The organism is Spirillospora sp. CA-294931 (genome assembly GCF_050946795.1).
In the GTDB taxonomy this organism is placed as follows: Bacteria; Actinomycetota; Actinomycetes; order Streptosporangiales; family Streptosporangiaceae; genus Spirillospora.
The window spans coordinates 7,489,599-7,514,794 of the sequence record NZ_CP192006.1 but is presented as its reverse complement, the minus strand read 5'-3'; the positions used below and the strand labels follow the sequence as shown (position 1 = coordinate 7,514,794).

Sequence of the window (25,196 nt, the reverse complement as noted above, 5' to 3'; positions counted from 1 at the left end):
CGGACCGTGGACATCGTGCGTGCTCTCCGGATCGTCTCGATCGCCGAGGCGACCTCCTTCCTCGTGCTGTTGCTGATCGCCATGCCCGTCAAGTACATGGGCGACCAGCCCGCGGGCGTGCAGGTGATGGGCCCCCTCCACGGGGTCCTGTTCCTCGCCTATGTGGGGATGGTGCTGGTGGGGCGCGGCCAGCTCGGCTGGGACCTCAAGCGCACGGTGCTCGCGCTCATCGCGGGTGTGCTCCCGGTGGCGCCGTTCTTCGTCGAGCGCCACTGGCTCAAGCCGATCGAAACCGCCCGAGCGGCGGCCTGAACTTCCGCATGGCCGGGACGAGTCTGGGGGGTCTCGTCACGGTCATGCGGGGGATCGTCCTCGTCCCGCCTTCTTCCGCGCGTGCTTGACGTGTTCGACGCGCTTGACGTGCTTGACGTGCTTGACCGGACGGAAGTCGGCCGGGTCGAGGGCGCACGTCCTGAACTCGGCGTAGTGCGTCCGCAGCCAGTTCTTCCTGCGGTCCTCGCTCCAGGCGCCGAAGCGGCGGGCCGCGCCCGCGTCGGCGATCGGCGGCGGATGCTCGCCCACCAGCCACGCCCCGACCAGCCTCTCGTAGGCGGCGCCCGAGCCGCCCCGGGACGCGTTGCAGGCGTCCCGGTCGAGCAGCGAGTCGCGGATCTGCCGGACGGCCTGGGCCTCGAACCCGGGTGACAGGTCCTCGTCGAGGTGGACGACCGCCACGCCGTGCCGCACCGCCGGGGGCTCGGACTCCGGCCGGTGCATCACCCGCGTGAACTCGCCCGGCGTTCCGTTGAGCCGGGTCGCCAGCGGCATCGTCGCGGTCATCAGGCCCGGCAGCGCGGGCCGCAGCGCCGGGTGGACGCAGACCGTCAGCGGCCAGTTCCGGCAGGCGGGGCTGAACGCGGCGGGCGTCACGGCCCGTCCCTCCGACGACTCCAGCCGGACGGTCACCGCCCCCGTCACCAGCAGCGCCAGCAGAAGCGGCAGCAGCAGGCGCCGCCGCCGCGTCACCCAGTAGACGTAGGCCAGGACGAGCGCGGCGGTGAACGCCAGCGACCACGCCGTCTCGTCGGCCAGGACGCGCGGCCGCAGCCCGGTGAACAGCTCGACCTGGTTGAGCGCGGCGGGCGGCAGCAGGCTCCACCACGAGGTGCCGGGGACGCGCGCGACCGCCCACAGCCAGGTCGCCACCACCACCAACACGACCGTGGCGGGACGAGGCGCGAGCCGTGCGGCCAGGTAGCCGAGCACCACGTGCTGGGTGAGCGCCGCCGCGCCCGCCGCCAGCCCGAGCGGGCTCGGCCGGCCCGCCTCGTTGCGCAGGACGGTCTCGACGACCACCACGGCCGTCACGGCGCCGTAGGCGACCAGGGCGGCGCCGCCGAGCAGGAGCAGCCCCAGCAGGACGCCCGTCGCGGGCGACCGCGCCGACAGGTCGTGCAGGTAGTGCAGGCGCCGCTCGCGCAGCGCCGCCCAGGCCGCCAGGCCCGCCGCCACCGGGCCCAGCAGCCGCACGGTGTCGAGCAGCGCGACCACCGAGTTGTCCCAGTAGGCGACCCCGGGCACCAGCGACAGCCAGGCCGTGACCACGCCGACGGCGGTCAGCAGCGGCACCACGACGAGCAGGGCCGTGCGCCGGGCGTCCAGCCGGAGCACCCGGCCGAGTTCCGGGGCCCCCGAGAGGACGCCGAGCCTGCCCGGCGCCGCTCCGGGGCGGAGATCAGACACCGGCGCCGCTCCCCGCGGGCACCCGTCCCGCCTGGGCACGGGAACGCTGCGACGGCACGGGGGCCGCCGCGGGGTTCGCCTCGCGGGTGGGCAGCTCGGTGAGGCGGCCGCGCGACAGCGTGAACACGCGGTCGCACCAGCCGGTCAGGGACTGGGCGGCGGTGGCCGTGACCACCACCGAGGGCGCCAGCGAGCGGATGATCGGGAGAAGGTCGGCGACGGCGGACGCGCCGTCCTCGCCGGTCAGCTCCTCCAGCGGGTCGTCCAGCAGCACCAGCTCGGGATCGTGCACGCAGGTGGCGGCCAGGCCCGCGCGCAGCCGCACGTCGGGCGGGAGCAGGGCGAGCTCGGTTCCGGCGGCCTCGGCGATGTCGAGCCTTTTGAGCACCTCTCTTCCAGCGGGCGCGCGCACCCGCTTGTAATACGCCGCATAGGCGACGAATTCGCCCGCCGTCATGTTCTCGGCCCACGAGAACCGTCCCGGCAGATAACCGATCCGGGCCCGCACGGAACGCAGGCCCGGCGTGTTCCCGGTATCGCAACCGAGAATCTCAAGCGCGCCGGCATGCGGCCGGCGCAAGGTCGCGAACGTGGCCAGCAGAGTGGATTTACCGACACCAGGTGGACCGGCCAAGCCGGCCACGCCCTCGGCGACGCCGAAGGACACCGGGCGCAGGAGCCACCGCCCCCCGCGGCGGACACCCATCCCTTGGGCCACGATCGCGGAATGATCCGCGACCACTTTCAACCCCCCGTTTATTGCGTCATGCGATTCGCGACGGCCCCCAGAGGAGCGGCATGACCATTTCCCCCCGGTCATGCTCCGCTCAACGGGCCATGTCAGGCCCTGGCGGAGGGCCTCGGCACCGATCCTCTTTGCCGTCGCACCATGCATCGACATCGCGACTATAACCGGGCTTGGTGATCGCTGTCAGCCGTCTTTTTGCAATGGCGGGCAGGCGCCTGGATTCTTTGCCTTCTCCGGGACGCAGTGAATTCAATGAATTGTTCCGTTCTGTCCGGCTGTGGCGTCCGGACCGCTCCCGGACGGTGATCGCCGCGAGGTTCGTTCTGCGCTGGGAGCGGACGACCGTACGGTCGGGGGCGGGCATGGGGCAGGATGGGACCCATGTCTTCTCGGGACTTCTCGCTGCACGGGGCCATTGATCTGGGGGCGCGCCAGGCGGCCGTCAAGAAACAACAGGAACGCCAGGCCCGCGCCGCCGCGGCCGCGGGCCAGGACGCCGGACCGGCGGGCGCCGCGGTCGTCGACGTCACCGACCAGACCTTCAACACCGAGGTCGTCGAGCGTTCGCGCACCGTCCCGGTGCTGGTCGACTTCTGGGCCGAATGGTGCGGGCCCTGCAAGCAGCTCGGCCCGATCCTGGAGAAGCTGGCGACCGAGTCGGCCGGCAAGTGGATCCTGGCCAAGGTCGACATCGACGCCAACCCCGCCCTCGCGCAGTACATGCAGCAGATGGGCGTGCAGGGCATCCCGTTCGTGGCCGTGGTGGTGGCCGGGCAGCTGATGCCGTTCCTCAACGGCGCCGCACCCGAACCGCAGGTCCGGCAGGCGATCGACCAGCTCTTCGAGGCCCTGCGCAAGGAGGGCATCCTGCCCGACGCCCCCGAGGGCGAGGCGGCGCCCGCGGGCGAGCAGCCCGCGGCCGACCCGGTCTACGCCGCGGCGGAGGAGGCCCTGCACAGCGGCGACCTCGACGCCGCGCAGGCCGCCTTCCAGCAGATCCTCGAGAAGGACCCCCGCGACGACCAGGCCAGAACCGGGCTCGCCCTGGTGGAGCTGAGCCAGCGCGTCCACACGATCGACGCGCGCCAGGCCCTCAAGGACGCCGCCGACCGTCCCGCCGACGTGACCGCGCAGATCCAGGCCGCCGACGTCGAGATGGTCTCCGGCCAGATCGACGCCGCGTTCGACCGGCTGCTGGCCGCCGTGCGCGCCCTGGCGGGCGACGACCGCGACGCCGCGCGCAAGCACCTGCTCAAGCTGTTCGAGGTGCTTCCCGCCGACGACCCCAGGCTCGGAAAGGCCAGGCGCGGGCTTCAGTCCGCACTCTTCTGACCGAGGAAAACGGGGCATGAACCGGGTGTGAGCGCTCGCGTCGTGACCGTGTCGGCGACGTTCGGCGCCGGGGGCAGCACGATCGGGCCCGCCGTCGCCGAACGCCTCGGCCTGCCCTTCGTCGACCGGGCCGTGCCCGTGGCGGTCGCCGCCGAGATCGGCTGCACCCTGGAGGAGGCCCTCACCCACGACGGCCGCGCCGAGACCGGTATCGGACGCATCCTCGCGGGCGCCGCGCGGCTGCCGAACGTCACCCTCGGCGGCATGGACGTCTACATGCCCGACCGGACGATCGTCCCGGAAGAGGAGTTCGTCCGGCGCACCGAGCGGTTCATCAACCGGGTGGCCGACGAGGACGGGGGCGTCATCCTCGGCCGGGCCGGGGCCCTGGTGCTGGCCGATCGCCCCGCCGTCCTGCACGTCCGGCTGGACGGCCCCAGGGAGCGCCGGCTGGAGCGGGCGGGCGGGGACGCGGCGCGTATGCTCGACGACAACGATCGCGCCCGCGCGGCCTACGTGAAGCACCTCTACGGGGCGGACGCCGCCGATCCCCGGCACTACCACCTCGTGATCGACTCGACGAGGCTCCCCGAGCCCGCCGTCGTGGATCTCGTCGTCGCCGCGGCCGGGGCCGTCTGAGGCCGGTCCCGTGGGACGATGACGGCGGGACATCGTCGTACCCGGAGCAAAGGGAGCAGTGTCGTGGCCAGTGTGCCCAGCGTTTCGTACTCCATCACCGTCCGGCTTGAGGTTCCGGCCGGTGGCAGGGCCGTCAGCCAGATCACGCACGTGGTCGAGAACGCCGGCGGCATCGTCACCGCGCTCGACGTCAACACCGCCGGGCACGAGACGCTGCGCATCGACGTCACCATCGCCACCCGCGACACCGAGCACGCCGAGGCGATCGCCACCGCCCTGGAGACCCTCGACGACATCAAGATCCACAAGGTCAGCGACCGGACCTTCCTCATGCACCTCGGCGGCAAGATCGAGATGCAGTCGAAGGTCCCCCTGCGCAACCGCGACGAGCTCTCGATGGCCTACACGCCCGGCGTCGCCCGCGTCTCGCTCGCCATCGCCCGCAACCCCGAAGACGTCCGCCGCCTGACGATCAAGCGCAACAGCGTCGCGGTCGTGACCGACGGCTCGGCCGTCCTGGGCCTGGGCAACATCGGCCCCGAGGCCGCGCTGCCGGTCATGGAGGGCAAGGCGGCCCTGTTCAAGCGGTTCGCGGGCATCGACGCCTGGCCGATCTGCCTCGACACTCAAGACACCGACGAGATCGTCCGCACCGTGCAGATCATCGCGCCCGCCTTCGGCGGCATCAACCTGGAGGACATCTCGGCGCCGCGCTGCTTCGAGGTCGAGGCCCGCCTGCGCGACCTGCTCGACATCCCGGTGTTCCACGACGACCAGCACGGCACCGCGATCTGCGTCCTGGCCGCCCTCACCAACGCGCTGCGCGTCGTGGGCAAGGACATCGCGAACGTCCGCATCGCCATGGCGGGCGCGGGCGCCGCGGGCACCGCCATCCTCAAGCTCCTGATGCACGCCGGGGCCCGCGACGTCGTCGTCTGCGACTACCGCGGCGCCGTCCACCCGGGCCGCGACGACCTCGACGACTCGCTGCGCTGGATCGCCCAGCACACCAACGCCGCGGGCTACGCGGGCGACCTGCGCGGCGCCGTCAAGGACGCCGACGTGTTCGTCGGCGTCTCGGCACCCGCCATCCTCACCGGCGACGACATCGCCACCATGAACGACGACGCGATCGTGTTCGCGCTCGCCAACCCCGAGCCCGAGGTCTCGCCCGACGAGGCCCGCGAGCACGCCGCCGTGGTGGCCACCGGCCGCAGCGACTACCCGAACCAGATCAACAACGTCCTGGCCTTCCCCGGCGTCTTCCGCGGCCTTCTGGACGCCCAGGCCGACGGCGTCACCCAGGACATGCTCCTTGCCGCCGCCACCGCCCTCGCCGAGGTCGTCACCGAAAGCGAGCTGGGGCCCAACTACATCGTCCCCAGCGTCTTCCACCCGGACGTCAGCCAGCGGGTGGCCGGTGCCGTCCGCGAAGCCTCCGGCGGCCGTCCCCGCACCGAGGCCTGATCAGCCGGCGGTCTTGTCGCTGAAGATCTTGTCGCGGCGGCGCGGCCAGATGCCGCCGTACCAGAAGATGATGGCGCCGGTGATCATGGCGGCGCCGCCGGTGGCGGCGCGGGCCCACAGGACGGCGTCGTCGGCGCCGGTGTGGGGGAGGTCGCCCGGCGTCTCGGACGGTTCGGGGGTGGCCGCGGCCTTCTTGCAGTTGGCCTTGAGGGTGCGGTTCTTGACCGGGTCGTTCTTCCAGCTGACGGTGACGCGGGTGCGGCGGTCCTCGCGGAGCGTGATGCGGCTGGTGCGGGTGGCGCCCGGGCCGATCCGGCCCGCGACGGCGGCGGAGTCGTCGTTGCGCTCGACGCTGTAGTCCTCGGTGCCCTTGCCCGTGTTGGCGACCTTCACCTCGACCGTGCGGCCGGGGCACGAGACCCCGCCGATGGTGACCGTGAGGGGGGCGGTGGGGGGCTTGGTGGTCTTGCCCGGGGTGGGGGTCTTGGTCGGCGTCGGGGAGGGGCTGGTGGTGGAGTTCGAGCCGGCCGGGGTGCTCGAGGCCCGGGACGGCGAGGAGTTGTTCATCAGGGCAGGGATCGCGATCAGCGCCCCGATGACGAAGAAGACCGCGGCGATGATGACCCTGGGCAACTGCATCGCGTCCTCCCCGGGCCCGCCGGAGGGGACGGGCTCCCGATGTTCTAGATCATTCTTAACGTAAGGCCGTGTTCTTCCGATATCCCCGCCGATAGGAATGCGTAACAGGCTAACGAGCGACGGGACGCGGCGGCGGGGGATTCGAGCACTCACCGCTACCGGCATCATGGTTCGCATGGAAGACGGCATCAGGGTCGGCCTTCTGCTGGTGGCGACCCCGCAGCTCGACGATCCCAACTTCAAGCGCAGCGTTGTCCTGGTCGTCGAGCACGACGAGGAGGGCGGGACGCTCGGCGTTGTCCTCAACCGGCCGACCGAGGTTCCGGTCGACCGGATCCTGCCCCCGTGGGCCGAGCTCGTGACCGGGCCCTCGGTCGTCTTCCAGGGCGGGCCGGTGGCGCTCGACAGTGCGCTGGCCCTGGCCCGCCTCCCCGGGGAGGACGAGCCGCTCGGGTGGCGGGCGCTGGACGGCGGCTCGGAGGTGTCCCGCGTCGGGCTGGTCGACCTCGACGCCCCGCCCGGCCTGCTGGCCTCGGAGTTGCTCCAGTTCCGGGTGTTCGCCGGATATGCGGGCTGGTCGTCGGGGCAACTGCACTCGGAGATCGACGAGGGCGCCTGGTATCTGGTCCCCGCCGAGGCCGGGGACGTCTTCGCCGCCGACCCCGACCGTCTCTGGCCGGACGTCCTGCGGCGGCAGGGCGGCGACCTGGCGTTCGTCTCGACCTTCCCCGAAGACCCGACGCTGAACTGAGACGGCACTCATGCGGCCTGACCAGCGCTTTCAGCCTCCGGATCGACGCCGTGGGGGCCGCGCTGAACGTGGTCTAAGGTTGTTCGCAGCGGCTTCGCGCCGCTAGGCAAGGAGGACTGGTGAGCACGAAAATCCTTCCCGAGAGCGATACCCGCCCGGATCTCTCTCATGGTGACGGCGACCACGAGCGGTTCGCCCACTACGTGAAGAAGGCCAAGATCACCGAGAGTGCCGTCACCGGCACGCCGGTGATCGCGCTCTGCGGCAAGGTCTGGGTCCCCAACCGGGACCCCAAGAAGTACCCCGTATGCCCGGAGTGCAAGGAAATCTATGAGGGCATGAAGCCCGGCGGCGACGACAACAAGGAGTGACGTCCACGCCCGCCTTCCGCACGTTCTGATTTCGGGGGATTTCATGAGGCGTGGCCTTGCCATGTCGCTGTGCGCACTGTCGGTCACTTTCTGCACGGCTCCGGCCTCGTTCGGTGACGAGCCCCGGGCCGCCGGGTGCGAGCGGCGAGGAGGCCCGTCGCAGCCCGGGGACCGGTCCGATCTCGGCCGCGCCCAGGTGGTGGCCATGCTGGACGATCTGCGCACCACCCTCCTCGACCGCTACGGAGTCGACGAGCGCGAGTTCGACACCGGCCGCCGCCGGGCCCGGCTGGTCGTGCCGGTGCGGTTCCATGTGATCACCGACGGCCGGGCGGGACGCCTGTCGTCCACGAGCGTCCGGCGCCAGATCGCCGCCCTCAACTCCGCATACGGGGGACGCAGAGGCGGCGCGAACACCGGCGTCAGGTTCAGGCTCGTGTCCACCAAGGCGACGAACAACCGCGCCTGGTTCCGGCAGCCCGAGCGCCACGAGCGCCCGCTCAAGAAGGCGCTGCGCCGGGGCGGGCCCGGCACGCTGAACCTTTTCACGGCCGCGGTCGGCGCGGACGTCCTCGGCTTCTCCACGTTCCCGCACTGGTACCGCGAGAACCCGGGGCTCGACGGCGTCGTCGTCGACTACCGCACGCTCCCCGGCGGCTCCTACCGGCACTACGACAAGGGCATGACGACCGTCCACGAGGTCGGCCACTGGCTCGGTCTGTTCCACACGTTCGAGAACGGCTGTCTGGAGCCCGGCGACGGCGTCGCCGACACCCCGTATGAGGCGGGCCCCGCCGAGGGCTGTCCGTGGATCAGGGACAGCTGCGCGCAACGGGGGCTCGACCCCGTCCACAACTTCATGAACTACGGCTGGGACGACTGCATGCGCGAGTTCACACCCGGGCAGGGACGCCGCATCCGGGCGGCATGGGCGGCCTATCGCCGTCCCTCCGGTGTTCGTTCTGTCGCAGGGGCTCGGTAGCCTTCGATGACCGTGAGCACCTTCGCCGCATCGAGCATGCCCCCCGCCTTCCCCGAGAGGGCCGCCTGGGGCACCGCGTCGTCCCTCCGCGCCTGGCAGCAGCAGGCTCTCGAGGCCTACTTCGGCACCGACGGCACGGCACCGGGGCCGCGCGACTTCCTCACCGTCGCGACGCCCGGCGCCGGTAAGACGACGTTCGCGCTCCGCCTGGCCAGGGAGCTGCTCGAACGCCGCATCGTCGCCGCGATCACGATCGTGTGCCCGACCGAGCATCTCAAGCGGCAGTGGGCCGAGTCGGCGTCCCGCGTCGGCATCAAGATCGACCCCGAGTTCCAGAACGCCCAGGGACGCGTCGGCAAAGACTTCCACGGCATCGCCGTGACCTACGCCACGGTCGCCGCCCGGCCCGCGCTGCACCGCAACCGCACCGAGGCGCGCAAGACGCTGGTCATCTTCGACGAGGTCCACCACGCGGGCGACGGGCTCTCGTGGGGCGACGCCGTCCGCGAGTCGTTCGAGCCCGCCACCCGGCGCCTGGGCCTGTCCGGCACGCCGTTCCGCACCGACATCAACCCGATCCCCTTCGTCGAGTACGAGGAGGGGCCCGACGGCGTCCGCCGCAGCCGCGCCGACTACACATACGGCTACGGCCCGGCGCTGGCCGACGGCGTCGTCCGGCCGGTCATCTTCCTGGCGTACTCGGGCGAGATGCGCTGGCGCACCCGGGCGGGCGACGAGCTCGCCGCCAACCTCGGCGAGCCGCTCACGCAGGACCAGATGGCCCAGGCATGGCGCGCCGCGCTCGACCCCAAGGGCGACTGGATGAGGCAGGTGCTCGCGGCCGCCGACCGGCGGCTGACCGAGCTGCGCCGCGCCATCCCCGACGCGGGCGGGCTGGTCATCGCCACCGACCACGAGGCGGCCCGCGCCTACGCCGGAATGCTCAAGGCGGTCACCGGCCAGAGCGCGACGGTCGTCCTGTCGGACGACCCGTCCGCGTCCAAGAAGATCAAGGCGTTCGGCGAGACCGAAGACCGCTGGATGGTCGCGGTCCGCATGGTCTCCGAGGGCGTCGACCTTCCCCGGCTGGCGGTCGGCGTGTACGCCACCTCGACCAGCACCCCGCTGTTCTTCGCCCAGGCGATCGGGCGCTTCGTCCGTGCCCGCAAGCGCGGCGAGACCGCCTCGGTGTTCCTGCCGTCGGTGCCGACGCTGATGGGCCACGCCGCCGAGATGGAGACCGAGCGCGACCATGTGCTCGACCGTCCCGTCCGGGAGGACGGCCTCGACGACGACCTGCTCGAACAGGCCAACCGCAAGCAGGACAACCCCGACGTCGGCGAGGAGCTGCCGTTCGAGACCGTCGAGGCGTCCGCGACGTTCGACCGCGTCCTGTACGACGGCGGTGAGTTCGGCATGCAGGCCCAGCCGGGCTCGGCCGAAGAGGAGGAGTTCCTCGGCATCCCGGGCCTGCTGGAGCCCGAGCAGGTGACGGCGCTGCTGCGCAAGCGCCAGGCCGACCAGATCCGCAACGACCGCGCGAAGAAGACCGGCGACCCCCGGGCCGACCGCGACGACCGCACCGCCGCCGAAGACCTGCACGCCCTCCGCAAGGAGCTCAACGGCCTGGTCGGCGCGTGGAACCACCGCACCGGCCAGCCGCACGGCGTCATCCACAACGACCTGCGCCGCTCGTGCGGCGGCCCGCCCGCCGCCCAGGCGTCCGCCGACGACATCCGCAAGCGCATCGCCAAGATCCGCGAATGGGCGGCCAAGCGCCGCTCTTGACGCTCCGCCCGCCGCCACCGATGATCGGAATCGTGCGGACCCGGCGGTTCACCGTCGCCGCCATGGCCGCCGCCATGACGCTGAGCGCCTGCGGCTCCGGCGGCGTGGTCGTCGAGCGCTCGTTCACCGACCGGCACGGCCGCGCGTGCACCTACGTGATCGTCGAGGAGCCCGGCGACGACAACGAGGGCGTCGATCTGGACGCCGCCAACATCGACTGCGACCCCCCACCCTCCGGAGCGGGAAACCCATGAGGCGCACGTTCGCGACGGCGTCGGCCCTCGCCCTCGCGGCGCTCACGCTGACCGCCTGCGGCGAGAAGGTCGTCGAGAGGTCCTTCGTCGACCAGCACGGCCGCGTCTGCGCCTACGTCATGGTCGAAGAGCAGGGCGGCGGCAAGGACGTGGGCAACATCTCCTGCGAATACCCGCCGTCCCGCACCTCACCAACGCCAACGGCAACGCCCTGACAACCCCGAACGCTCCTCAGGACTGGACTACGGGGAGACCCTGGGTTTCGACGCCCGCGGTGGCGAAGTCGGACAGGGCCTTGTCGGTGGTGTGGCCGGCGACGGCCGCGGTGAGGTTGAGCAGGACGCGGGTGCGCAGGCCCTCGCGGGCGGCGTCGAGGGCGGTGGCGCGGACGCAGTGGTCGGTGGCGATGCCGACGATGTCGACGGCGTCGACGTCGCGGGCCTTCAGCCAGTCGGCCAGCGCGACGTCGTCGTCGGTGGCGCCCTCGAAGCCGCTGTAGGCGGCGGTGGTGCGGCCCTTGCTGAAGACGACCTCGATGGGCGCCAGCGCGAGGTTGGGGTGGAAGTCGGCGCCCGGGGTGCCGATCACGCAGTGCGGCGGCCAGGTGTCGGTGTAGTCGGGCTCGTCGGAGAAGTGGCCGCCGGGATCGAGGTGGAAGTCGCGCGTCGCGACGATGTGCGCGTAGTCGGCGCGGTGCCCGGCCACGTGACCGGAGATGGCCGTGGCCACGTCCGCGCCGCCGCCGACGGCCAGCGACCCGCCTTCGCAGAAGTCATTCTGCACATCAACGATGATCAGAGCTCTGCCCATGACCGCTCCTCGTTCCGTCCCAGAAAGAAATTACCCCGTCGGGGGCGGGGCGGCCGACATCGGGCCCGGCTGGACGCGCAGGGAGCTGGCGCGGATGTGGAGGGTGGCCTCCAGGGTCAGGTCGCGGGGCGGGAAGTCCTCGCCGCGGACGCGGCGGAGCAGGAGGTCGGCGGCGCCGCGGCCGATCTCGTAGGTGGGCTGGCTGACCGCGGTGATCTCCGAGCGCAGGCCGAGGGCGGGCATGACGTCGTCGAAGCCCACCAGCGCGAGGTCGCCGGGGAACGCGATGCCCTTGGCGTCCAGGGCGGAGACGGCGCCGATGGTCATGAGGTTGTTGGCGACGAAGAGGGCGTCGGGGGCGCGGGCCAGGAGGCGTTCGGTGGCGGCCCGGCCGCCGTCGATGCGGAAGCCGCCGTCGGCGACCAGGTCGGGGTCGAAGGGCAGGCCGGCCTCGCGCAGGCCCGCCCTGTAGCCCGCGAGGCGGCGGGCGCCGGTGGTGGTGTCGGAGCGTCCGGCGACGAAGCCGATGCGGCGGCAGCCCTGCTCGACCAGGTGGAGCGTGGCCTCCTTGGCCGCCCGGTGGTTGTTGACCACCACGCGGTCGACCTGGGCGCCCTTGAGCTGGCGGTCGATGGTGACGACGGGGATGCCCCGGGTGGTGAGCAGGTCGATGCGCGTCTTGGTGGCCGAGGCGGGTGAGAGCAGGACGCCGGCCATCTGCTCGGCGGCGGCCACCTCGAGGTAGCGGCGCTCCTTGTCGAGGTCCTCGTCGGCGTTGGCCAGGACGACCGAGTACCCCATCTGGCTGGCCGCGTCCTCGGCGCCGCGGACCATCGAGGTGAAGAACGGGTTCGTGATGTCGGAGATGATCACGCCGAGCACGGTGGTGGCGCGGGTGCGCAGGCCGCGGGCCTGGCTGTTGGGCCGGTAGCCGGTCGCGGCGACGGCGCTCAGCACCCGTTCCTTGAGCTCGGTCGAGACGCTCTCGGAGGTGTTGAGGACTCGGGAGACCGTGGCGGGGGAGACCCCGGCCAGCCTGGCCACGTCGCGGATCGTCACGGTCGTCATGTTCTCAGTCAGGTCCTCTGGGTCTTGACACCGTTCGGGAGCGTATCTAGGTTCGCGTCTGAAATCGATTCCGAAAACGTTTTCGGCGCTGGCCGATCTGCTCTGAAAACGATTTCAGGGGAACCCTACACGGAGGTTCAGCGTGGCGCGCATCGGGCTTCTCACCATGTCGGACGGCCGGGACTTCGTGGCCGGTGACATCGCCGAATTCGCCGGACGGGCCGAGGACGCGCTCGCGGCCGTCCTTGAGGACGCCGGTCACGAGGTCGTCAGGGCCCGCGAGATGATCTGGACGAACGAGCTGGCCACCACCGAGGCCAGGCGGGTGGCCGCGGTCCGGCCCGACCTGACGATCTTCCACTATCCGGTCTGGGCGTTCCCGCACTTCACGATGCTGGCCGCCGAGTCGACGCCGGGGCCGCTGCTGCTGGCGGGCAACATCGATCCGCAGCAGCCCGGGATGGTCGGGATGCTGGCGGGGGGCGGGGGCCTCGACCAGATCGGACGCGTCCACGCCCGGGTCTGGGGCGACCCCGCCGACATCAAGGACCAGATCCTCGCCCAGGTCAGGGCCGCGGGCGCGGTCAGCGGCCTGCGCGGCTCGACCTTCGGCCGGATCGGCGGGCGCCCGATGGGCATGTACACCGCCGTCGCCAACACCGACCAGTGGATGAAGCAGTTCGGCGTCGACGTCGAGGAGATCGACCAGTGGGAGATCGTCCGGCGGTCGGAGAATCCCGACCGGCTCCGGGTGGCCGCCGGACGCCAGTGGCTGGAGAAGCACGGCAACGTCCACTACGACGGCAAGCAGCTCACCCCCGAGCTGCTCGAACGCCAGATCGCCTCGTACTACGCCATGCGCGAGCTGATCGAGGAATGGAACCTGGACTTCTCCGGGATCAAGGGCCAGCCGGAGCTGACCACGCACTTCGCCACGATGGACATCACCGAGGCGTTCCTCAACGACCCCTACGACTGGGAGGGGCCCAAGGCCACCCACGTCACCGCGACCGAGGCCGACATGGACGGCGCGCTGACGATGCAGATCCTCAAGCTGCTGACCGGCGACCCGGTCCTGTTCGCCGACGTCCGGCACTACCACGCCGGCAAGGACGTCTGGGACCTGTGCAACTCCGGCCAGCACGCCACCTGGTACGCGGCGCGCTCGGACGACCCGGCCGAGAACCTGGCCAGGACGCACTTCTACCCCGAGGTGTTCTTCTTCCCGGCGGGCGGCGCGTCCGTCCACCACATCGCCGCCCCGGGTGAGGCCACGTTCGCGCGGCTGACCCGCAGGGACGGCCGGTACCGCATGCACGTGATGCGCGGCGACTTCGAGTCCTACGACGCCGCGACCAACGAGGCGATGGCGCGCCAGTCGACCTTCGAGTGGCCGCACGCGTTCACCCGGCTGCGGGTGGGGCCCGAGGAGTTCCTGACCAGGTTCGGCTCGAACCACATCCATGCCGTCCCCGGTGACCACGTGGACGAGCTGCGCACGGTGTGCACCCTGCTGGACGTCGACTTCGAGGGCTTCGGCGACGAGCTGCGCGGAGAGCGGTCGTGAAGCGCGCGGCCCTGGCACTCCTGGCGCTCGGCGCCACGCTGCTCCCGGCCGCCCCGGCGGCCGCCGCCCCATCGGCCGCCGCCACGTCGGCCAAGGGCCCGGTCGGCTGGGACACCTACCGGCGCCTGGACCGCCTGCCCGAGCTGAGCCGGGGCGTGGACACCCGGCAGTTCTCCAGCTTCGACCGCGCGGGCGGCAACGAGGACGGCTTCGACGGCCGCCACGCCTGCCTGCGCACCTCGCCGCAGGGCTGCGTCATCGCCGAGCATTCGGGCGCGGGCGAGATCGGCGCGATCTGGTTCACCCGCGACGAGGGCGACGTCTCCAGGACCGGGAAGATCACCATCGAGCTGGACGGCCGGACGGTCGTCAGCGGCTCGCTCCAGGAGTTGGTGGACGGCAAGCGCGGCGCGCCCTTCGTCCATCCGCTGGTGGGCAACGCCGACCAGTCGTCGGGCGGGGTCTACATCGAGGTCCCGATGCCGTTCCGCCACTCGATGCGGGTCACGACCGAGCACAACCCGCTCTTCCAGCACGTCTCCTACCGCGCCTTCGCCGACGCCGAGGGCGTCAGGACGTTCGACCCGTCCGAGAAGGCCCTGGACGTCATCGAGCGGCTGCGCGCGGCGGGCGTCCGGGACCCCAAGCCGGACCTCCCCGGCGCCCGCACCAAACGAACCCCCCTGAAGATCAAGCCGGGCGGAACGCTCACCCTCGCCGACGCCCGGGGTTCGGGCCTGGTCTCGGCGCTGAACCTCACGATCCCCGAGGCCAGGCAGGTCAAGCCCGAACTGGCCGAGGACGAGGGACGCGCGTTCGGCCGCGACGGGTCCAGCGAGTTCACCGTGGCCGTCGACCCGGCCAACGAGGGCGTCCGGCTGACCCGGCGCCTGGACCCGATCATCGGCAACCAGGTCGCGGCCGTCACGGTCGACGGCCAGGACGCCGGACGCTGGCAGCCCAACCCCAAACCGGGCGCGGGCACCTGGCTGGAGCAGTCGATCGACCTCCCGGCGGCCCTCACCCGGGGCAAGTCCAAGATCACCGTCCGGAACGTGTTCGTCTCGTCCGACTTCGACTACAACGAGTTCACCTACTGGGCCGACAGCCGGGTGGACGGGACGCTCAAGCGCACCGACACCGTCGACGTGGGCGACGCGGCCGCCGAGTCCGCCCACGGTTACGCGATCAAGGGCCAGACCTGGAGCGGCACGCGCACCTACGCCTTCCCGCTCACCGCCGGGCAGCGCGAGACGCTGGACGCCACCCGCCGCCTGCTCCAGGGCCTGCGGCTGCGGATCTCCTTCGACGGCCGCCGCACGGTCGACTCCCCGGTCGGCGAGTTCTTCGGCTCGGGGCACGGCCTGGTGCCGGTGAACGCGCTGATGTACGGGATCGACGCGTCCAGGAGCGCGCTCACCTCGTGGTGGCCGATGCCCTATCGCGGACGCGCGACCGTCGAGCTCCACAACGGGTCCGACCGCGAGATCGGCGCGGGCACCGCCGCCGTCACCACCGCGCGCCGCGCCTGGACGCGCGACACCGCCTACTTCCGCACCGAGAGCCACGCGGGCCCGACCACGCCCGACCGCAACTGGACGTTCCTGCGCACCGCCGGGACGCGCGGCAAGTTCGCGGGCGTCACCCACACCATGGCCGGACGGCTCGACCGCAACTGGCTGGAGGGCGACGAGCGCGTGTACGTGGACGGCTCGCGCAGCCCGCAGATCCACGGGACCGGAAGCGAGGACTTCTACCAGGCGGGCTGGTACTTCAACCGCGAGACCTTCAACGCGCCCTTCCACGGCAACCCCGTCCACCAGACGCCGCCCACCGGGTGCGCGGACGGCAAGGACTGCACGGGCGCCTTCCGGCTCATGCTCGCCGACGCCGTCCCCTTCTCCAACGGTCTGGACTTCGGCATCGAGCACGGCTTCGTCAACGACGTGCCGGGCGACTACTCCTCCACCGCCTACTGGTACGGGCTCGACGGCGCGGGCGGCCGCGTCACCGACACCCTCACCGTCGGGGACGCCGCGAGCGAGGCCGCGCACGGCTACAAGGGCGAGGGCGAGCCGGTCCTGCTCCGCTCGGTCTTCGAGGGCGACTTCCGTGGCCCGACCGCGCTGGAGGCCAAGCACCGCGCCACCGCCACGCCCGTCACGTTCACCCTGAAGATCGACCCGTCCAACCGGGGAGTGACCCTCCGCCGCACCAGCGACCAGGGCGCCGCCCACCAGCGCGCCGCCGTCAGCGTGAACGGCCGGAGTCTGCCCGACTGGTACCAGCCGCTCGGCAACGCCACGCGGCGCTGGCTGGACGACTCCTACCAGCTGCCCGCCGCGCTGACGCGAGGCAAACGGTCCATCACCGTCACCCTGACCCCGGCGACGGGCTCCCCTGCGTGGTCGGCGGCGTCCTACTCCGCCCTGTCCCAGGGGTCGCGATGACGGAGGCGACCGAGCCGGTGCTGCGGATGCGCGGCATCGCCAAGAGCTTCCCCGGCGTGCGCGCGCTGTCTGGCGTGGATCTGAGCGTGCACGCCGGGGAAGTGGCGGCGCTCCTCGGGGAGAACGGCGCGGGCAAGTCCACGCTGATGAACGTCCTGGCCGGGGTGCACGCCGACTACGAGGGCGAGATCGAGGTGGCGGGCGAGCGGGTCGGCATCCACTCGCCCCGCGACGCCCGCCGCCACGGCATCGCGATGATCCACCAGGAGCTCAACCTGGTGCCCGAGCTGTCCATCGCCGACAACCTGTTCCTCGGCCGCGAGCCGCGCACCCGGCGCGGCACCCTCGACCGCCGGGCGATGGAGGCGCGCACCGCCGAGCTGCTGGCGGGCCTGGGCCTGGACCTGCCGCCGCGCAGGCCGGTGCGCCGCTGCCGGATCGCCGAGCGCCAGCTGATCGAGGTGGCCAAGGCGCTGCTGGGCGACGTACGCATCCTGGTCATGGACGAGCCCACCTCCGCGCTGGCCGACGCCGAGGTCAGGCGGTTGTTCCAGGTGATCGCCGACCTGTCCGGACGCGGGGTCGGCGTCATCTACATCTCGCACCGGATGGAGGAGCTGGAGGAGATCGCCGACTCGGTGACCGTGCTGCGCGACGGCGCCTACATCGGCCGCCGCGACATGGCCGGAACCAGCCGGGACGAGCTGATCTCGATGATGGTCGGCCGTCCGCTCGGGGAGCTGTTCCCCCGGGAGGACCGGGAGGAGGCCGACGACGACCGGGACGAGCGCCTCGTCGTCGAGGGCCTCACGCTGGCGCCCGCCACCGGCGCCGACGACCTGCGCCGCCCCCTGCACGGCATCGACCTCACGGTGCGGGCGGGCGAGATCGTCGGGCTGGCCGGGCTGATGGGCGCGGGCCGCAGCGAGGTGCTGGAGTCCCTCTACGGCGTGCACGGCGCGGTGGGCGGGCGGATCCTGCTGGACGGCGAGCCGTACCGCCCGCGCACGCCCGCCGCGGCGATCCGCCGGGGGCTGGCCCTGGTCGCCGAGGACCGCAAGGCGCAGAGCCTCGTGCTCGGCAACACCGTGGCGTTCAACACCAGCCTCGCCGCCCTGGGCCGCTACACCCGCTTCTCCCGGGTCAACCGGCGCAAGGAGCGGGCCGCCGTCGCCGGAATCGTGGACGACCTGAGAGTCAAGGCGTCCTCCCAGGACACGGTCGTCGGCACGTTGTCCGGCGGCAACCAGCAGAAGGTCGTGCTGGGCAAGTGCCTGCTCACGCGACCAACCGTGCTGCTGATGGACGAGCCCACCCGGGGGATCGACGTCGGCGCCAAGGCCGAGATCCACGCGCTGATGAGCCGCCTGGCCGCGGACGGCACGGCCATCCTCGCGGTCTCCTCCGAGCTGCCCGAGCTGATCGCCATGTGCGACCGGATCCTCGTGCTGTGCGAGGGGCGGCTCACCGGCGAGTTCCACCGCGACCCGGCGCGGGGCCCCGAGGCGACCCAGGAGGCGATCCTCGCCGCGGCCATGGACCGGGAGGCCGTCACCGACCCGCGCACCGTCACCCAGCTCCAGGGAACCACCTCATGAAGCGACTCTCGATGCCCCGCGGCCTGCCGGCGCTGGGCTCGCTCCAGGGCTATGTCGGCCTGGCGCTCGTCCTGCTCCTCGGCATCGTCACCAAGGGGGACGTGTTCCTCAGCGAGGCCAACCTGACCGACTCGGTCGGCGCGTTCGCCTCCCGGGGCATCCTGGCGATCGGCGTGACGCTGGTCATCATCACCGGCGGCATCGACCTGTCGGTCGGGTCGCTGCTGGGGATCTGCTCGATGACCTCGGCGATGCTGCTGGTCGACCACGGCATGTCGCCGTGGGAGATCCTGCCGCTCAGCATGATCGTCGGCGCGTTCTTCGGGTTCCTCAACGGCGTCGGCACCACCTGGCTGCGCATCCAGTCGTTCGTGATGACGCTGGCGATGCTCTCGATCGTGCGCGGCCTGGACCGGCAGCTGAGCGACAACGTCAGCGTCGGCACCCAGGTCATCGGGCCGGACGGCAAGACCTCCGCCGAGTCCGAGGCGTTCGCCAACTTCGGGACGCCGGGCAACAACGTCCTGGAGGGCTTCCCGTTCATGCCGGACGGGATCTACTACCCGGTGCTGGCCCTGGTCGTCGCGACGGTCGTCTTCCACCTGATCCTGTCGCGCACCAAGTTCGGGCGGCACGTCTACGCGGTCGGCGGCAACCCGACCGCGGCCCGGCTGTCGGGCGTGAACGTGACGATGGTGACCATCGCGGTGTTCACGCTCTCGGGCATGCTGGCCGGTTTCGCGGGCCCGATCGACGCCGCCTACAGCGCCTCGGCCGACCCGCAGGCGGGGTCGTCCTACGAGCTGGACGCCATCGCCGCCGCCGTCATCGGCGGCGCGAGCCTGGCGGGCGGGCGCGGCACGATCATCGGCACGCTGGTCGGCGCGCTGATCCTCACGCTCCTGGACAACGTGCTCGGCCTCAACGCGGTCAGCGACAACTGGCAGCTGGTCATCAAGGGCCTGATCGTCGTGGTGGCGGTCGTGCTCCAGCGGCCCGGATTCTTCTCCGGCCTTCTCACCCCCTTCAAGAAGCTCAAGGGAGAACAGTCATGAAAGCCGTCCGTCCGATCGGGGCCGTCTCCGCCGCGCTCCTCGCCACGGCGCTGGCCGCCGGGTGCAGTTCCAAGACCGAGCCCGCCGGGGAGAAGAAGGACAAGAGCTCGTTCACCGTGGGCTACTCGCAGTCCAACAACGCCGAGCCCTACCGCGCGCAGCTGAACCTCCAGCTCAAGCACTTCCTGAAGAAGTACCCCGACATGAAGCTGCTGCCGATCGCCGACGCCAAGCAGTCCAACGCCACCCAGATCAGCCAGGTGCAGCAGTTCGTGACCCAGAAGGTCGACGTCCTGATCGTCTCCCCGACCGAGCCCGCGCCGCTGACGGCGGCCGTCGCCCGCGCCTGCCAGGCCAAGATTCCGGTGATCGTGCTGGACCGGACGGTCAACACCGACTGCTACACCTCCTTCATCGGCGGCGACAACTACGACATCGGCAAGAAGGCGGGGGAGACGGCCGTCAAGGCGCTGCCGAACGGCGGCGACGTCGTCGAGCTGCGCGGGCTGCTGTCGACCCAACCGCAGATCGACCGCGACAAGGGCTTCCGCGACGCCATCAAGGCCAACCCCAAGATCAGGATCGTCGCGGACCGCGAGGCCAAGTGGCTCAAGGAGGCCGCGACGCCGGTCATGCAGCAGTGGCTGACCAAGTACCCCAAGATCGACCTGGTGTACGCGCACAACGACCCGATGGCGCTGGGCGCCTACCTCGCGGCCAAGGGCAAGGGACGCGACAAGCAGATCAAGTTCATCGGCATCGACGGTCTGGCCATCCCCGACGGCGGCATCCGCGCCGTCCAGCAGGGGCAGCTGTACAGCACCTACGTGTACCCGACCGGGGCGAAGGAGGCCGCCGACACCGCCTACGCCATCACCCACGGCAAGCAGGTGAGCAAGAAGCAGGTGCTCCCGACGGCCGAGGTCACCCCGCAGAACGCGCCAGGGTTGTACCAGCAGTTCGACATGTCGGGCAAGGTCGGCTGAGAACGACCCGTACTCGCGCAAAGGCAGGGAGGCAGCGCGGTGGACCTACTCCTCGGTGTGGACATCGGCACGTCGAGTTCCAAGGGCGTGCTCGTCGCGCCGGACGGGCGGATCGTCCGGTCGGCGGTACGCGAGCACGCGGTCTCCAGCCCCCGCCAGGGCTGGGCCGAGCACGACGCCGAGGACGTGTGGTGGCGCGAGTTCGCCGCGATCGCCCGCGAGCTGTCCGGCGGGCCGGACGGACGGGTCGCGGCGGTCGGGGTGAGCGGCATCGGGCCCTGCGCCCTGCCCGCCGACCCGTCCGGCAAGCCGCTGCGGCCCGCGATCCTCTACGGCGTCGACACCCGGGCCACCGCCGAGATCGCCGAGCTGACCGAGCGCTACGGCGCCGAGGAGATCCTCGACCGGGCGGGCTCGGCGCTCAGCTCCCAGGCGGTCGGGCCCAAGCTGGCCTGGCTGCGGCGCCACGAGCCCGAGGTCTGGGCCATGACGCGGCGGCTGCTGATGTGCAGCTCCTACCTCGTGCAGAAGCTGACGGGCGAGTACGTCCTCGACCATCACTCGGCCAGCCAGGCCACCCCGCTCTACGACAGCCGCGAGCACGCGTGGATCACCGAGTGGGCCGGGGAGATCGCCCCCGGGTTGCGGCTGCCGAGGCTGGCCTGGCCCGGCGAGGTCGTCGGGACCGTCACGCTGGAGGCCGCGGAGCCGACCGGGCTCCGGCCCGGCGTCCCCGTGATCGCCGGGACGGTCGACGCCTGGGCCGAGGCCGCCAGCGTCGGCGTCACCGACCCCGGCGACGTCATGGTCATGTACGGCACCACCATGTTCCTGGTGGAGGTGCTGGCCGAGCGGCGCACCTGGCCGACGCTCTGGGGCACCGTCGGCGTCGAGCCCGGCACCTACAACCTGGCGGCCGGGATGGCCACCTCGGGCGCGATCACGTCCTGGCTGCGCGACCTGACCGGCGAGACCTACGACGCGCTCACCCGGGAGGCCAGGGACGCCGGAGCAGGCGCCGAGGGCCTGCTGATGCTGCCCTACTTCGCCGGCGAGCGCACCCCGATCTTCGACCCCGACGCGCGCGGCGTGGTCGCCGGGCTCACGCTGCGGCACGGGCGCGGGCACCTGTACCGGGCCGCGCTCGAAGCCACCGCCTACGGGGTGCGCCACAACCTGGAGACCATGCGCGAGGCGGGCGAGAGCGGCGCGTCCCGGCGGCTGGTGGCCGTCGGCGGCGGGACGAGCGGCGGCCTGTGGACGCGGATCGTCTCCGACGTCACCGGCCTGGAACAGGTGCTGCCCAGCGTCACCGTCGGCGCCTGCTACGGCGACGCGCTGCTGGCCGCGCGGGCCGTCGGCCTCGCGGAAGGGGAGTGGAACCCGCCCCAGGACGTCATCAAGCCCGACCCGGACGCCACCGAGCAGTACCAGGCCCTATACGGCCTCTACCGGGACCTGTATCCCGCCACCCGCGACATCAGCCACGCCTTGGCCCGCCGTCAATGAACTCGGTGGGCAGCGCGGGCTCACCGCGCGAGAGCTGCAACGCGGTCGGCGGCAGCTCCGCCACCGCCGCGCGATGGCGTTCCCTGGCCGCCTCCAGCGGCTCACGGCCGACCACGGCACCCTGCTCGACCAGCGGGATCTGCAACACGCGGTCGCGGGGCCCCGGCGTGGGCTCCCCGGTCGTCACCAGCTCGGCGTAGGCGCCGCCGTGCGCGTCGACCCGCCGGACGGCCGACTTGCGCCCGCCCCGGCTCGGCTTGCCCACCGAGCGCTTGGCGACCGGCCGCATCGGCGCGTCCTCCTCGGGCCCGTCCGCGCGCGCGACCAGCTTGTAGACCAGCGAGGCCGTGGGGGCGCCCGAGCCGGTGACCAGCGAGGTCCCCACGCCGTAGCCGTCCACCGGCGCGGCGGCCAGCGCGGCGATGCCGAACTCGTCCAGGTCGCCGGTCACCATCACCCGGGTGTCGTGCGCGCCGAGCGAGTCGAGCTGCGCCCGCACCCGCCGCGCCATCACGCCGAGGTCGCCGCTGTCGATGCGGACCGCGCCCAGCGACGGGCCCGCCAGCTCCACGGCCGTCCGCACCGCCCGCTCGACGTCGTAGGTGTCGACCAGCAGGGTGGTGCCCTCGCCCAGCGAGGCCAGCTGCGACTCGAACGCGTGCCGCTCGCTGTCGTGCAGCAGCGTGAACGCGTGCGCGGCCGTCCCCGCCGTCGGGACGCCGTAGCGGCGTCCGGCCTCCAGGTTGGAGGTGGTGGTGAACCCGGCGACGTAGGCGGCCCGCGCCGAGGCGACGGCCGCCAGCTCGTGCGTCCGCCGCGACCCCATCTCGATCAGCGGCCGGTCCTGCGCGGCCTGCGCCATCCGCGACGCGGCCGAGGCGATCGCGCAGTCGTGGTTGAGGATCGACAGGACGAGCGTCTCCAGCAGCACGGCCTCGGCGAACGTCCCCTCGACGACCAGGATCGGCGAGTCGGGGAAGTAGCAGTCGCCCTCGGCGTAGCCCCAGACGTCGCCGGAGAACCGGTACTTCGCCAGCCACTCGGCGGCGGGCTCGTCCACGACCCCGCGCGAGGTCAGGAACTCCAGCGTCGCCGCGTCGAAGGTGAACGCCTCGATGGCGTCCAGCAGCCGTCCGGTGCCCGCGACCACCCCGTACCGCCGTCCGGCCGGGAGATGCCGGGCGAAGACCTCGAAGACGGCGCGCCGGTCGGCCGTCCCGCTGTGCAGGGCGGCCTTCAGCATGGTCAGCTCGTACTGGTCGGTCAGCAGCGCCGTGGTCTCAGCTTGGTGCACAAGTGGAAACCCTACGGCCCGGCCATGCACCATGGACGGGCAGCCCGCCGCGCCGGGGCGGGCGAGGTTCGTCCCGGATGTGCCGGGCACGCCCGATCCCTCACGGGTGGGCTGGGGCGAATAGCATTTGGGTTGGTGGGCGCACCCGAGACAGCGGGGGAGGGGACGATGGGCACAGCACCCGCGCCGGTCGAGCTCGATCGGCCCGACGTCGGCGAAGACCAGAGTCCTGACCGGCCCTGGATCGCACTGGTCTGGAACGACCCGATCAACCTCATGTCCTACGTCACGTACGTGTTCCAGACCGTGTTCGGCTATTCCAAGGCCAAGGCCGAGAAGCTCATGCTCGACGTGCATCACAAGGGCCGCGCGGTGGTGGCCAACGGCACCCGCGAGGAGATGGAGCGCGACGTCGAGATCCTGCACTCCTACGGCCTGTGGGCCACCGTCAAACGAGACGACTGAGGCCCGATGACCAACGCGAACACGACCGGGGCCGCATGAGCACGGTGAAGAAGAGCCGCAAGGGCGTCGTGCTCCGGCTGGAGGCCGAGGAGGCGGCGCTCGTCCGGGCGCTGATGGAGCAGTTGCTCGAACTGCTCGGCTCCGAGGAGAAGGACGGCGGCGACGCGCCGGACGAGCTGGCCTCGATGGGCATCGCGGAGAACGCCGAGAAGTCCGACGACCCGGTCCTGGCGCGGCTGTTCCCCGACGCCTACCGGGAGGACGGCGAGGCGGCCGGGGAGTTCCGCCGCTACACCGAGATGGGCCTGCGCGACGGCAAGCGCGAGGCCGCCGAGACGGTGCTCGGCGTGCTCGACGGCGTCACCTCTGGCGGCCTGAACGCGGTGCTCGACCCCGGGCAGGCGCAGGCCTGGCTGAAGTCGCTCAACGACGTGCGGCTCGCGCTCGGCACCCGCCTCGACATCACCGAGGAGTGGTACGAGGAGGCCGAGGGCCTCGACCCGCGCGACCCGCGCACGGCCATGTTCGCGGCCTACGACTGGCTGACGATGCTCCAGGAGAGCCTGGTCCGCGCCGTCTGGTGACGACGCTCCCGGCGAGGCGCTGACCGTAACCGGTCAGCGCCCGAGATCATCACTCAATGTCCTGACCTCGTCGCGTTCAGTGGTCATAATCGACGGTGTCCCGGGGGCAATTCAGGGCGCGCCGCGAGCGGGCCCAGACGCGAGGGGAGACCCGCATGGCGACTCCGTCCGTGGGCAAGGCTGTCGGCCAGATGCAGTTCGGCGACCACCTCTGCCTCTCCTACGACAACGCCGAGGAGCGCCAGGCGATCCTCGGCACCTACGTGCGGGACGGCCTGGCCGCCGACCACAAGATCATCTATCTCTCGGACGAGGACCCGCCCGACGCCGTCCTGGGCTGGCTGGGCGCCGCGCCGCAGGCCGCCGGGCTCGACCTCGAAGGGGCCATGGACAGCGGCCAGTTCGCCGTGCGCACCGCCGAGGAGGCCTACATGGCCACCGGCAGGTTCGACCCCGACGAGATCATCGCGCTGTTCGGCACCGAGATCGACATGGCCCTGGTCCAGGGGTACAAGGGCGTCCGCGTCACCGGCGAGGAGACCTTCTCCCTGCGCGGCTGGCCCGGCACCGACCGGTTCGCCGAGTTCGAGCGCAAGATCGACGAGGTGTTCCGCACCTCGGAGGTCAACGCCATGGCGATCTGCCAGTACGACCGCCGCTGGTTCGACCGGCCCCGGCTGGAGCGGCTGGAGTCCTACCACGTCGACCGGGTCAGGGCGAACGACCTGTACGACGACGGCGTCCTGCGGGTCGCCCCGATCTTCGCCCCGCCGGGCCTCGCGCTGGCCGGGACGGTCGACGCCGGCACCCGCGCGGCCCTGGGACGGGCGCTGGGCTCCCTCCCCGGCGAGGTGGGGCTGGTCTGCCTCGACCTGGCGGGCCTCGGCTCCTGCGACGAGGAGGGTCTGCGGATCATGGTCAGGGACGGCCGGACGAGCGACGGCCGCCAGCGCCAGCTGCTGCTGCGGGCCGTCCCCCCGGCCATCGCGGGGACGCTCCGCGACCTCGGCCTGGCCGACCGTCCGGGGGTCTCGCTGGAGGAGAACACCGGCTGAAACCGGCCGTCCGTCCGGCGGGCCGATTGGTTAGATTGGCG

25 protein-coding genes are annotated in these 25,196 nt (G+C 71.9%); 19 read left to right on the top strand and 6 right to left on the bottom strand.

Annotation, left to right across the window (positions count from 1 at the left end; genetic code table 11):
- Positions 1 to 6 precede the first annotated feature (6 nt).
- The gene (locus ACQPY4_RS34005) at positions 7 to 312 is read left to right on the top strand and encodes a DUF3817 domain-containing protein (protein ID WP_433328033.1); all 306 of its coding nucleotides are present in this window, start codon (positions 7 to 9) and stop codon (positions 310 to 312) included.
- A 42-nt stretch (positions 313 to 354) separates the two neighbouring features.
- Here ACQPY4_RS34005 and ACQPY4_RS34000 read toward each other — a convergent pair whose 3' ends face one another.
- Both ACQPY4_RS34000 and ACQPY4_RS33995 read right to left on the bottom strand, forming a co-directional pair.
- Positions 355 to 1,743, bottom strand: a complete 1,389-nt coding sequence (locus tag ACQPY4_RS34000; RefSeq protein ID WP_433328031.1) for a hypothetical protein — start codon at positions 1,741 to 1,743, stop codon at positions 355 to 357.
- On the bottom strand, positions 1,736 to 2,449 hold the full coding sequence (locus tag ACQPY4_RS33995; RefSeq protein WP_433328029.1) for an ATP-binding cassette domain-containing protein: 714 nt from the start codon (positions 2,447 to 2,449) through the stop codon (positions 1,736 to 1,738). Before ACQPY4_RS33995 ends, ACQPY4_RS34000 begins: the two co-directional genes overlap by 8 nt.
- Positions 2,450 to 2,872: 423 nt before the next feature.
- Here ACQPY4_RS33995 and ACQPY4_RS33990 point away from each other — a divergent pair, with 423 nt between their 5' ends.
- From ACQPY4_RS33990 to ACQPY4_RS33980, 3 genes are all read left to right on the top strand, one after another.
- Positions 2,873 to 3,823, top strand: a complete 951-nt coding sequence (locus ACQPY4_RS33990; protein ID WP_433328027.1) for a tetratricopeptide repeat protein — start codon at positions 2,873 to 2,875, stop codon at positions 3,821 to 3,823.
- 27 nt (positions 3,824 to 3,850) lie between these two features.
- A complete protein-coding gene (locus tag ACQPY4_RS33985) occupies positions 3,851 to 4,462 on the top strand; it encodes an AAA family ATPase (protein WP_433328025.1) in 612 nt (203 codons plus the stop codon).
- Between the two features lie 63 nt (positions 4,463 to 4,525).
- The gene (locus ACQPY4_RS33980) at positions 4,526 to 5,929 is read left to right on the top strand and encodes an NAD-dependent malic enzyme (protein ID WP_433328023.1); all 1,404 of its coding nucleotides are present in this window, start codon (positions 4,526 to 4,528) and stop codon (positions 5,927 to 5,929) included.
- Here the strand turns inward: ACQPY4_RS33980 and ACQPY4_RS33975 are convergent, their stop codons facing one another.
- Positions 5,930 to 6,568, bottom strand: a complete 639-nt coding sequence (locus ACQPY4_RS33975; protein ID WP_433328021.1) for a hypothetical protein — start codon at positions 6,566 to 6,568, stop codon at positions 5,930 to 5,932.
- Between the two features lie 175 nt (positions 6,569 to 6,743).
- Between ACQPY4_RS33975 and ACQPY4_RS33970 the strand changes: the two genes are divergently transcribed.
- The 6 genes from ACQPY4_RS33970 to ACQPY4_RS33945 all read left to right on the top strand — a co-directional run bounded on the left by ACQPY4_RS33970 (position 6,744) and on the right by ACQPY4_RS33945 (position 10,929).
- The gene (locus ACQPY4_RS33970; RefSeq protein WP_433328019.1) at positions 6,744 to 7,319 is read left to right on the top strand and encodes a YqgE/AlgH family protein; all 576 of its coding nucleotides are present in this window, start codon (positions 6,744 to 6,746) and stop codon (positions 7,317 to 7,319) included.
- A 119-nt stretch (positions 7,320 to 7,438) separates the two neighbouring features.
- Entirely contained in the window at positions 7,439 to 7,690 is a 252-nt protein-coding gene (locus ACQPY4_RS33965) for a DUF3039 domain-containing protein (protein ID WP_433328017.1), read from the top strand.
- Positions 7,691 to 7,733: 43 nt separating this feature from the next.
- Positions 7,734 to 8,672, top strand: a complete 939-nt coding sequence (locus tag ACQPY4_RS33960) for a zinc metalloprotease (protein WP_433328015.1) — start codon at positions 7,734 to 7,736, stop codon at positions 8,670 to 8,672.
- Between the two features lie 36 nt (positions 8,673 to 8,708).
- On the top strand, positions 8,709 to 10,460 hold the full coding sequence (locus tag ACQPY4_RS33955; protein WP_433339130.1) for a DEAD/DEAH box helicase: 1,752 nt from the start codon (positions 8,709 to 8,711) through the stop codon (positions 10,458 to 10,460).
- A 32-nt stretch (positions 10,461 to 10,492) separates the two neighbouring features.
- A complete protein-coding gene (locus ACQPY4_RS33950; protein WP_433328013.1) occupies positions 10,493 to 10,714 on the top strand; it encodes a hypothetical protein in 222 nt (73 codons plus the stop codon).
- A complete protein-coding gene (locus ACQPY4_RS33945; RefSeq protein ID WP_433328011.1) occupies positions 10,711 to 10,929 on the top strand; it encodes a hypothetical protein in 219 nt (72 codons plus the stop codon). Before ACQPY4_RS33950 ends, ACQPY4_RS33945 begins: the two co-directional genes overlap by 4 nt.
- Before the next feature lie 16 nt (positions 10,930 to 10,945).
- Here ACQPY4_RS33945 and ACQPY4_RS33940 read toward each other — a convergent pair whose 3' ends face one another.
- On the bottom strand, positions 10,946 to 11,524 hold the full coding sequence (locus tag ACQPY4_RS33940) for an isochorismatase family protein (protein ID WP_433328009.1): 579 nt from the start codon (positions 11,522 to 11,524) through the stop codon (positions 10,946 to 10,948).
- A gap of 30 nt (positions 11,525 to 11,554) precedes the next feature.
- Complete coding sequence (locus ACQPY4_RS33935; RefSeq protein WP_433328007.1) at positions 11,555 to 12,592, bottom strand: LacI family DNA-binding transcriptional regulator; 1,038 nt, start codon at positions 12,590 to 12,592, stop codon at positions 11,555 to 11,557.
- Between the two features lie 142 nt (positions 12,593 to 12,734).
- On the opposite strand from ACQPY4_RS33935, the gene ACQPY4_RS33930 reads away from it, so the two are divergent.
- From ACQPY4_RS33930 to ACQPY4_RS33905, 6 genes are read left to right on the top strand one after another with little or no spacing between them, the layout of a single operon-like run.
- On the top strand, positions 12,735 to 14,159 hold the full coding sequence (locus ACQPY4_RS33930; protein ID WP_433328005.1) for an L-fucose/L-arabinose isomerase family protein: 1,425 nt from the start codon (positions 12,735 to 12,737) through the stop codon (positions 14,157 to 14,159).
- On the top strand, positions 14,156 to 16,609 hold the full coding sequence (locus ACQPY4_RS33925; protein WP_433328003.1) for a glycoside hydrolase family 172 protein: 2,454 nt from the start codon (positions 14,156 to 14,158) through the stop codon (positions 16,607 to 16,609). The genes ACQPY4_RS33930 and ACQPY4_RS33925 overlap by 4 nt, the downstream gene beginning before the upstream one ends.
- The gene (locus tag ACQPY4_RS33920) at positions 16,606 to 18,207 is read left to right on the top strand and encodes a sugar ABC transporter ATP-binding protein (protein WP_433328001.1); all 1,602 of its coding nucleotides are present in this window, start codon (positions 16,606 to 16,608) and stop codon (positions 18,205 to 18,207) included. Before ACQPY4_RS33925 ends, ACQPY4_RS33920 begins: the two co-directional genes overlap by 4 nt.
- On the top strand, positions 18,204 to 19,262 hold the full coding sequence (locus ACQPY4_RS33915; protein ID WP_433327999.1) for an ABC transporter permease: 1,059 nt from the start codon (positions 18,204 to 18,206) through the stop codon (positions 19,260 to 19,262). The genes ACQPY4_RS33920 and ACQPY4_RS33915 overlap by 4 nt, the downstream gene beginning before the upstream one ends.
- Complete coding sequence (locus ACQPY4_RS33910) at positions 19,259 to 20,248, top strand: substrate-binding domain-containing protein (protein WP_433327997.1); 990 nt, start codon at positions 19,259 to 19,261, stop codon at positions 20,246 to 20,248. The genes ACQPY4_RS33915 and ACQPY4_RS33910 overlap by 4 nt, the downstream gene beginning before the upstream one ends.
- A 39-nt stretch (positions 20,249 to 20,287) precedes the next feature.
- Positions 20,288 to 21,757 (top strand): FGGY-family carbohydrate kinase, encoded by a 1,470-nt coding sequence (locus ACQPY4_RS33905; protein WP_433327995.1) that lies wholly within the window; start codon positions 20,288 to 20,290, stop codon positions 21,755 to 21,757.
- On the opposite strand, the gene ACQPY4_RS33900 is transcribed toward ACQPY4_RS33905, so the two are convergent.
- Positions 21,729 to 23,051 carry a nicotinate phosphoribosyltransferase gene (locus ACQPY4_RS33900; protein ID WP_433327993.1) on the bottom strand — a complete coding sequence of 441 codons (1,323 nt, stop codon included), beginning with the start codon at positions 23,049 to 23,051 and terminating at the stop codon, positions 21,729 to 21,731. The two genes, ACQPY4_RS33905 and ACQPY4_RS33900, sit on opposite strands and share 29 nt — an antisense overlap.
- Before the next feature lie 168 nt (positions 23,052 to 23,219).
- On the opposite strand from ACQPY4_RS33900, the gene clpS reads away from it, so the two are divergent.
- From clpS to ACQPY4_RS33885, 3 genes are all read left to right on the top strand, one after another.
- Positions 23,220 to 23,516, top strand: coding sequence for an ATP-dependent Clp protease adapter ClpS (clpS, locus tag ACQPY4_RS33895; protein ID WP_433327991.1), 297 nt, complete (start codon positions 23,220 to 23,222; stop codon positions 23,514 to 23,516).
- 35 nt (positions 23,517 to 23,551) lie between these two features.
- Positions 23,552 to 24,100: a DUF2017 domain-containing protein gene (locus ACQPY4_RS33890; protein ID WP_433327989.1), complete on the top strand. Its 549-nt coding sequence runs from the start codon at positions 23,552 to 23,554 to the stop codon at positions 24,098 to 24,100.
- 155 nt (positions 24,101 to 24,255) lie between these two features.
- A complete protein-coding gene (locus ACQPY4_RS33885) occupies positions 24,256 to 25,155 on the top strand; it encodes an MEDS domain-containing protein (protein ID WP_433327987.1) in 900 nt (299 codons plus the stop codon).
- The last annotated feature ends 41 nt before the right edge of the window (positions 25,156 to 25,196 follow it).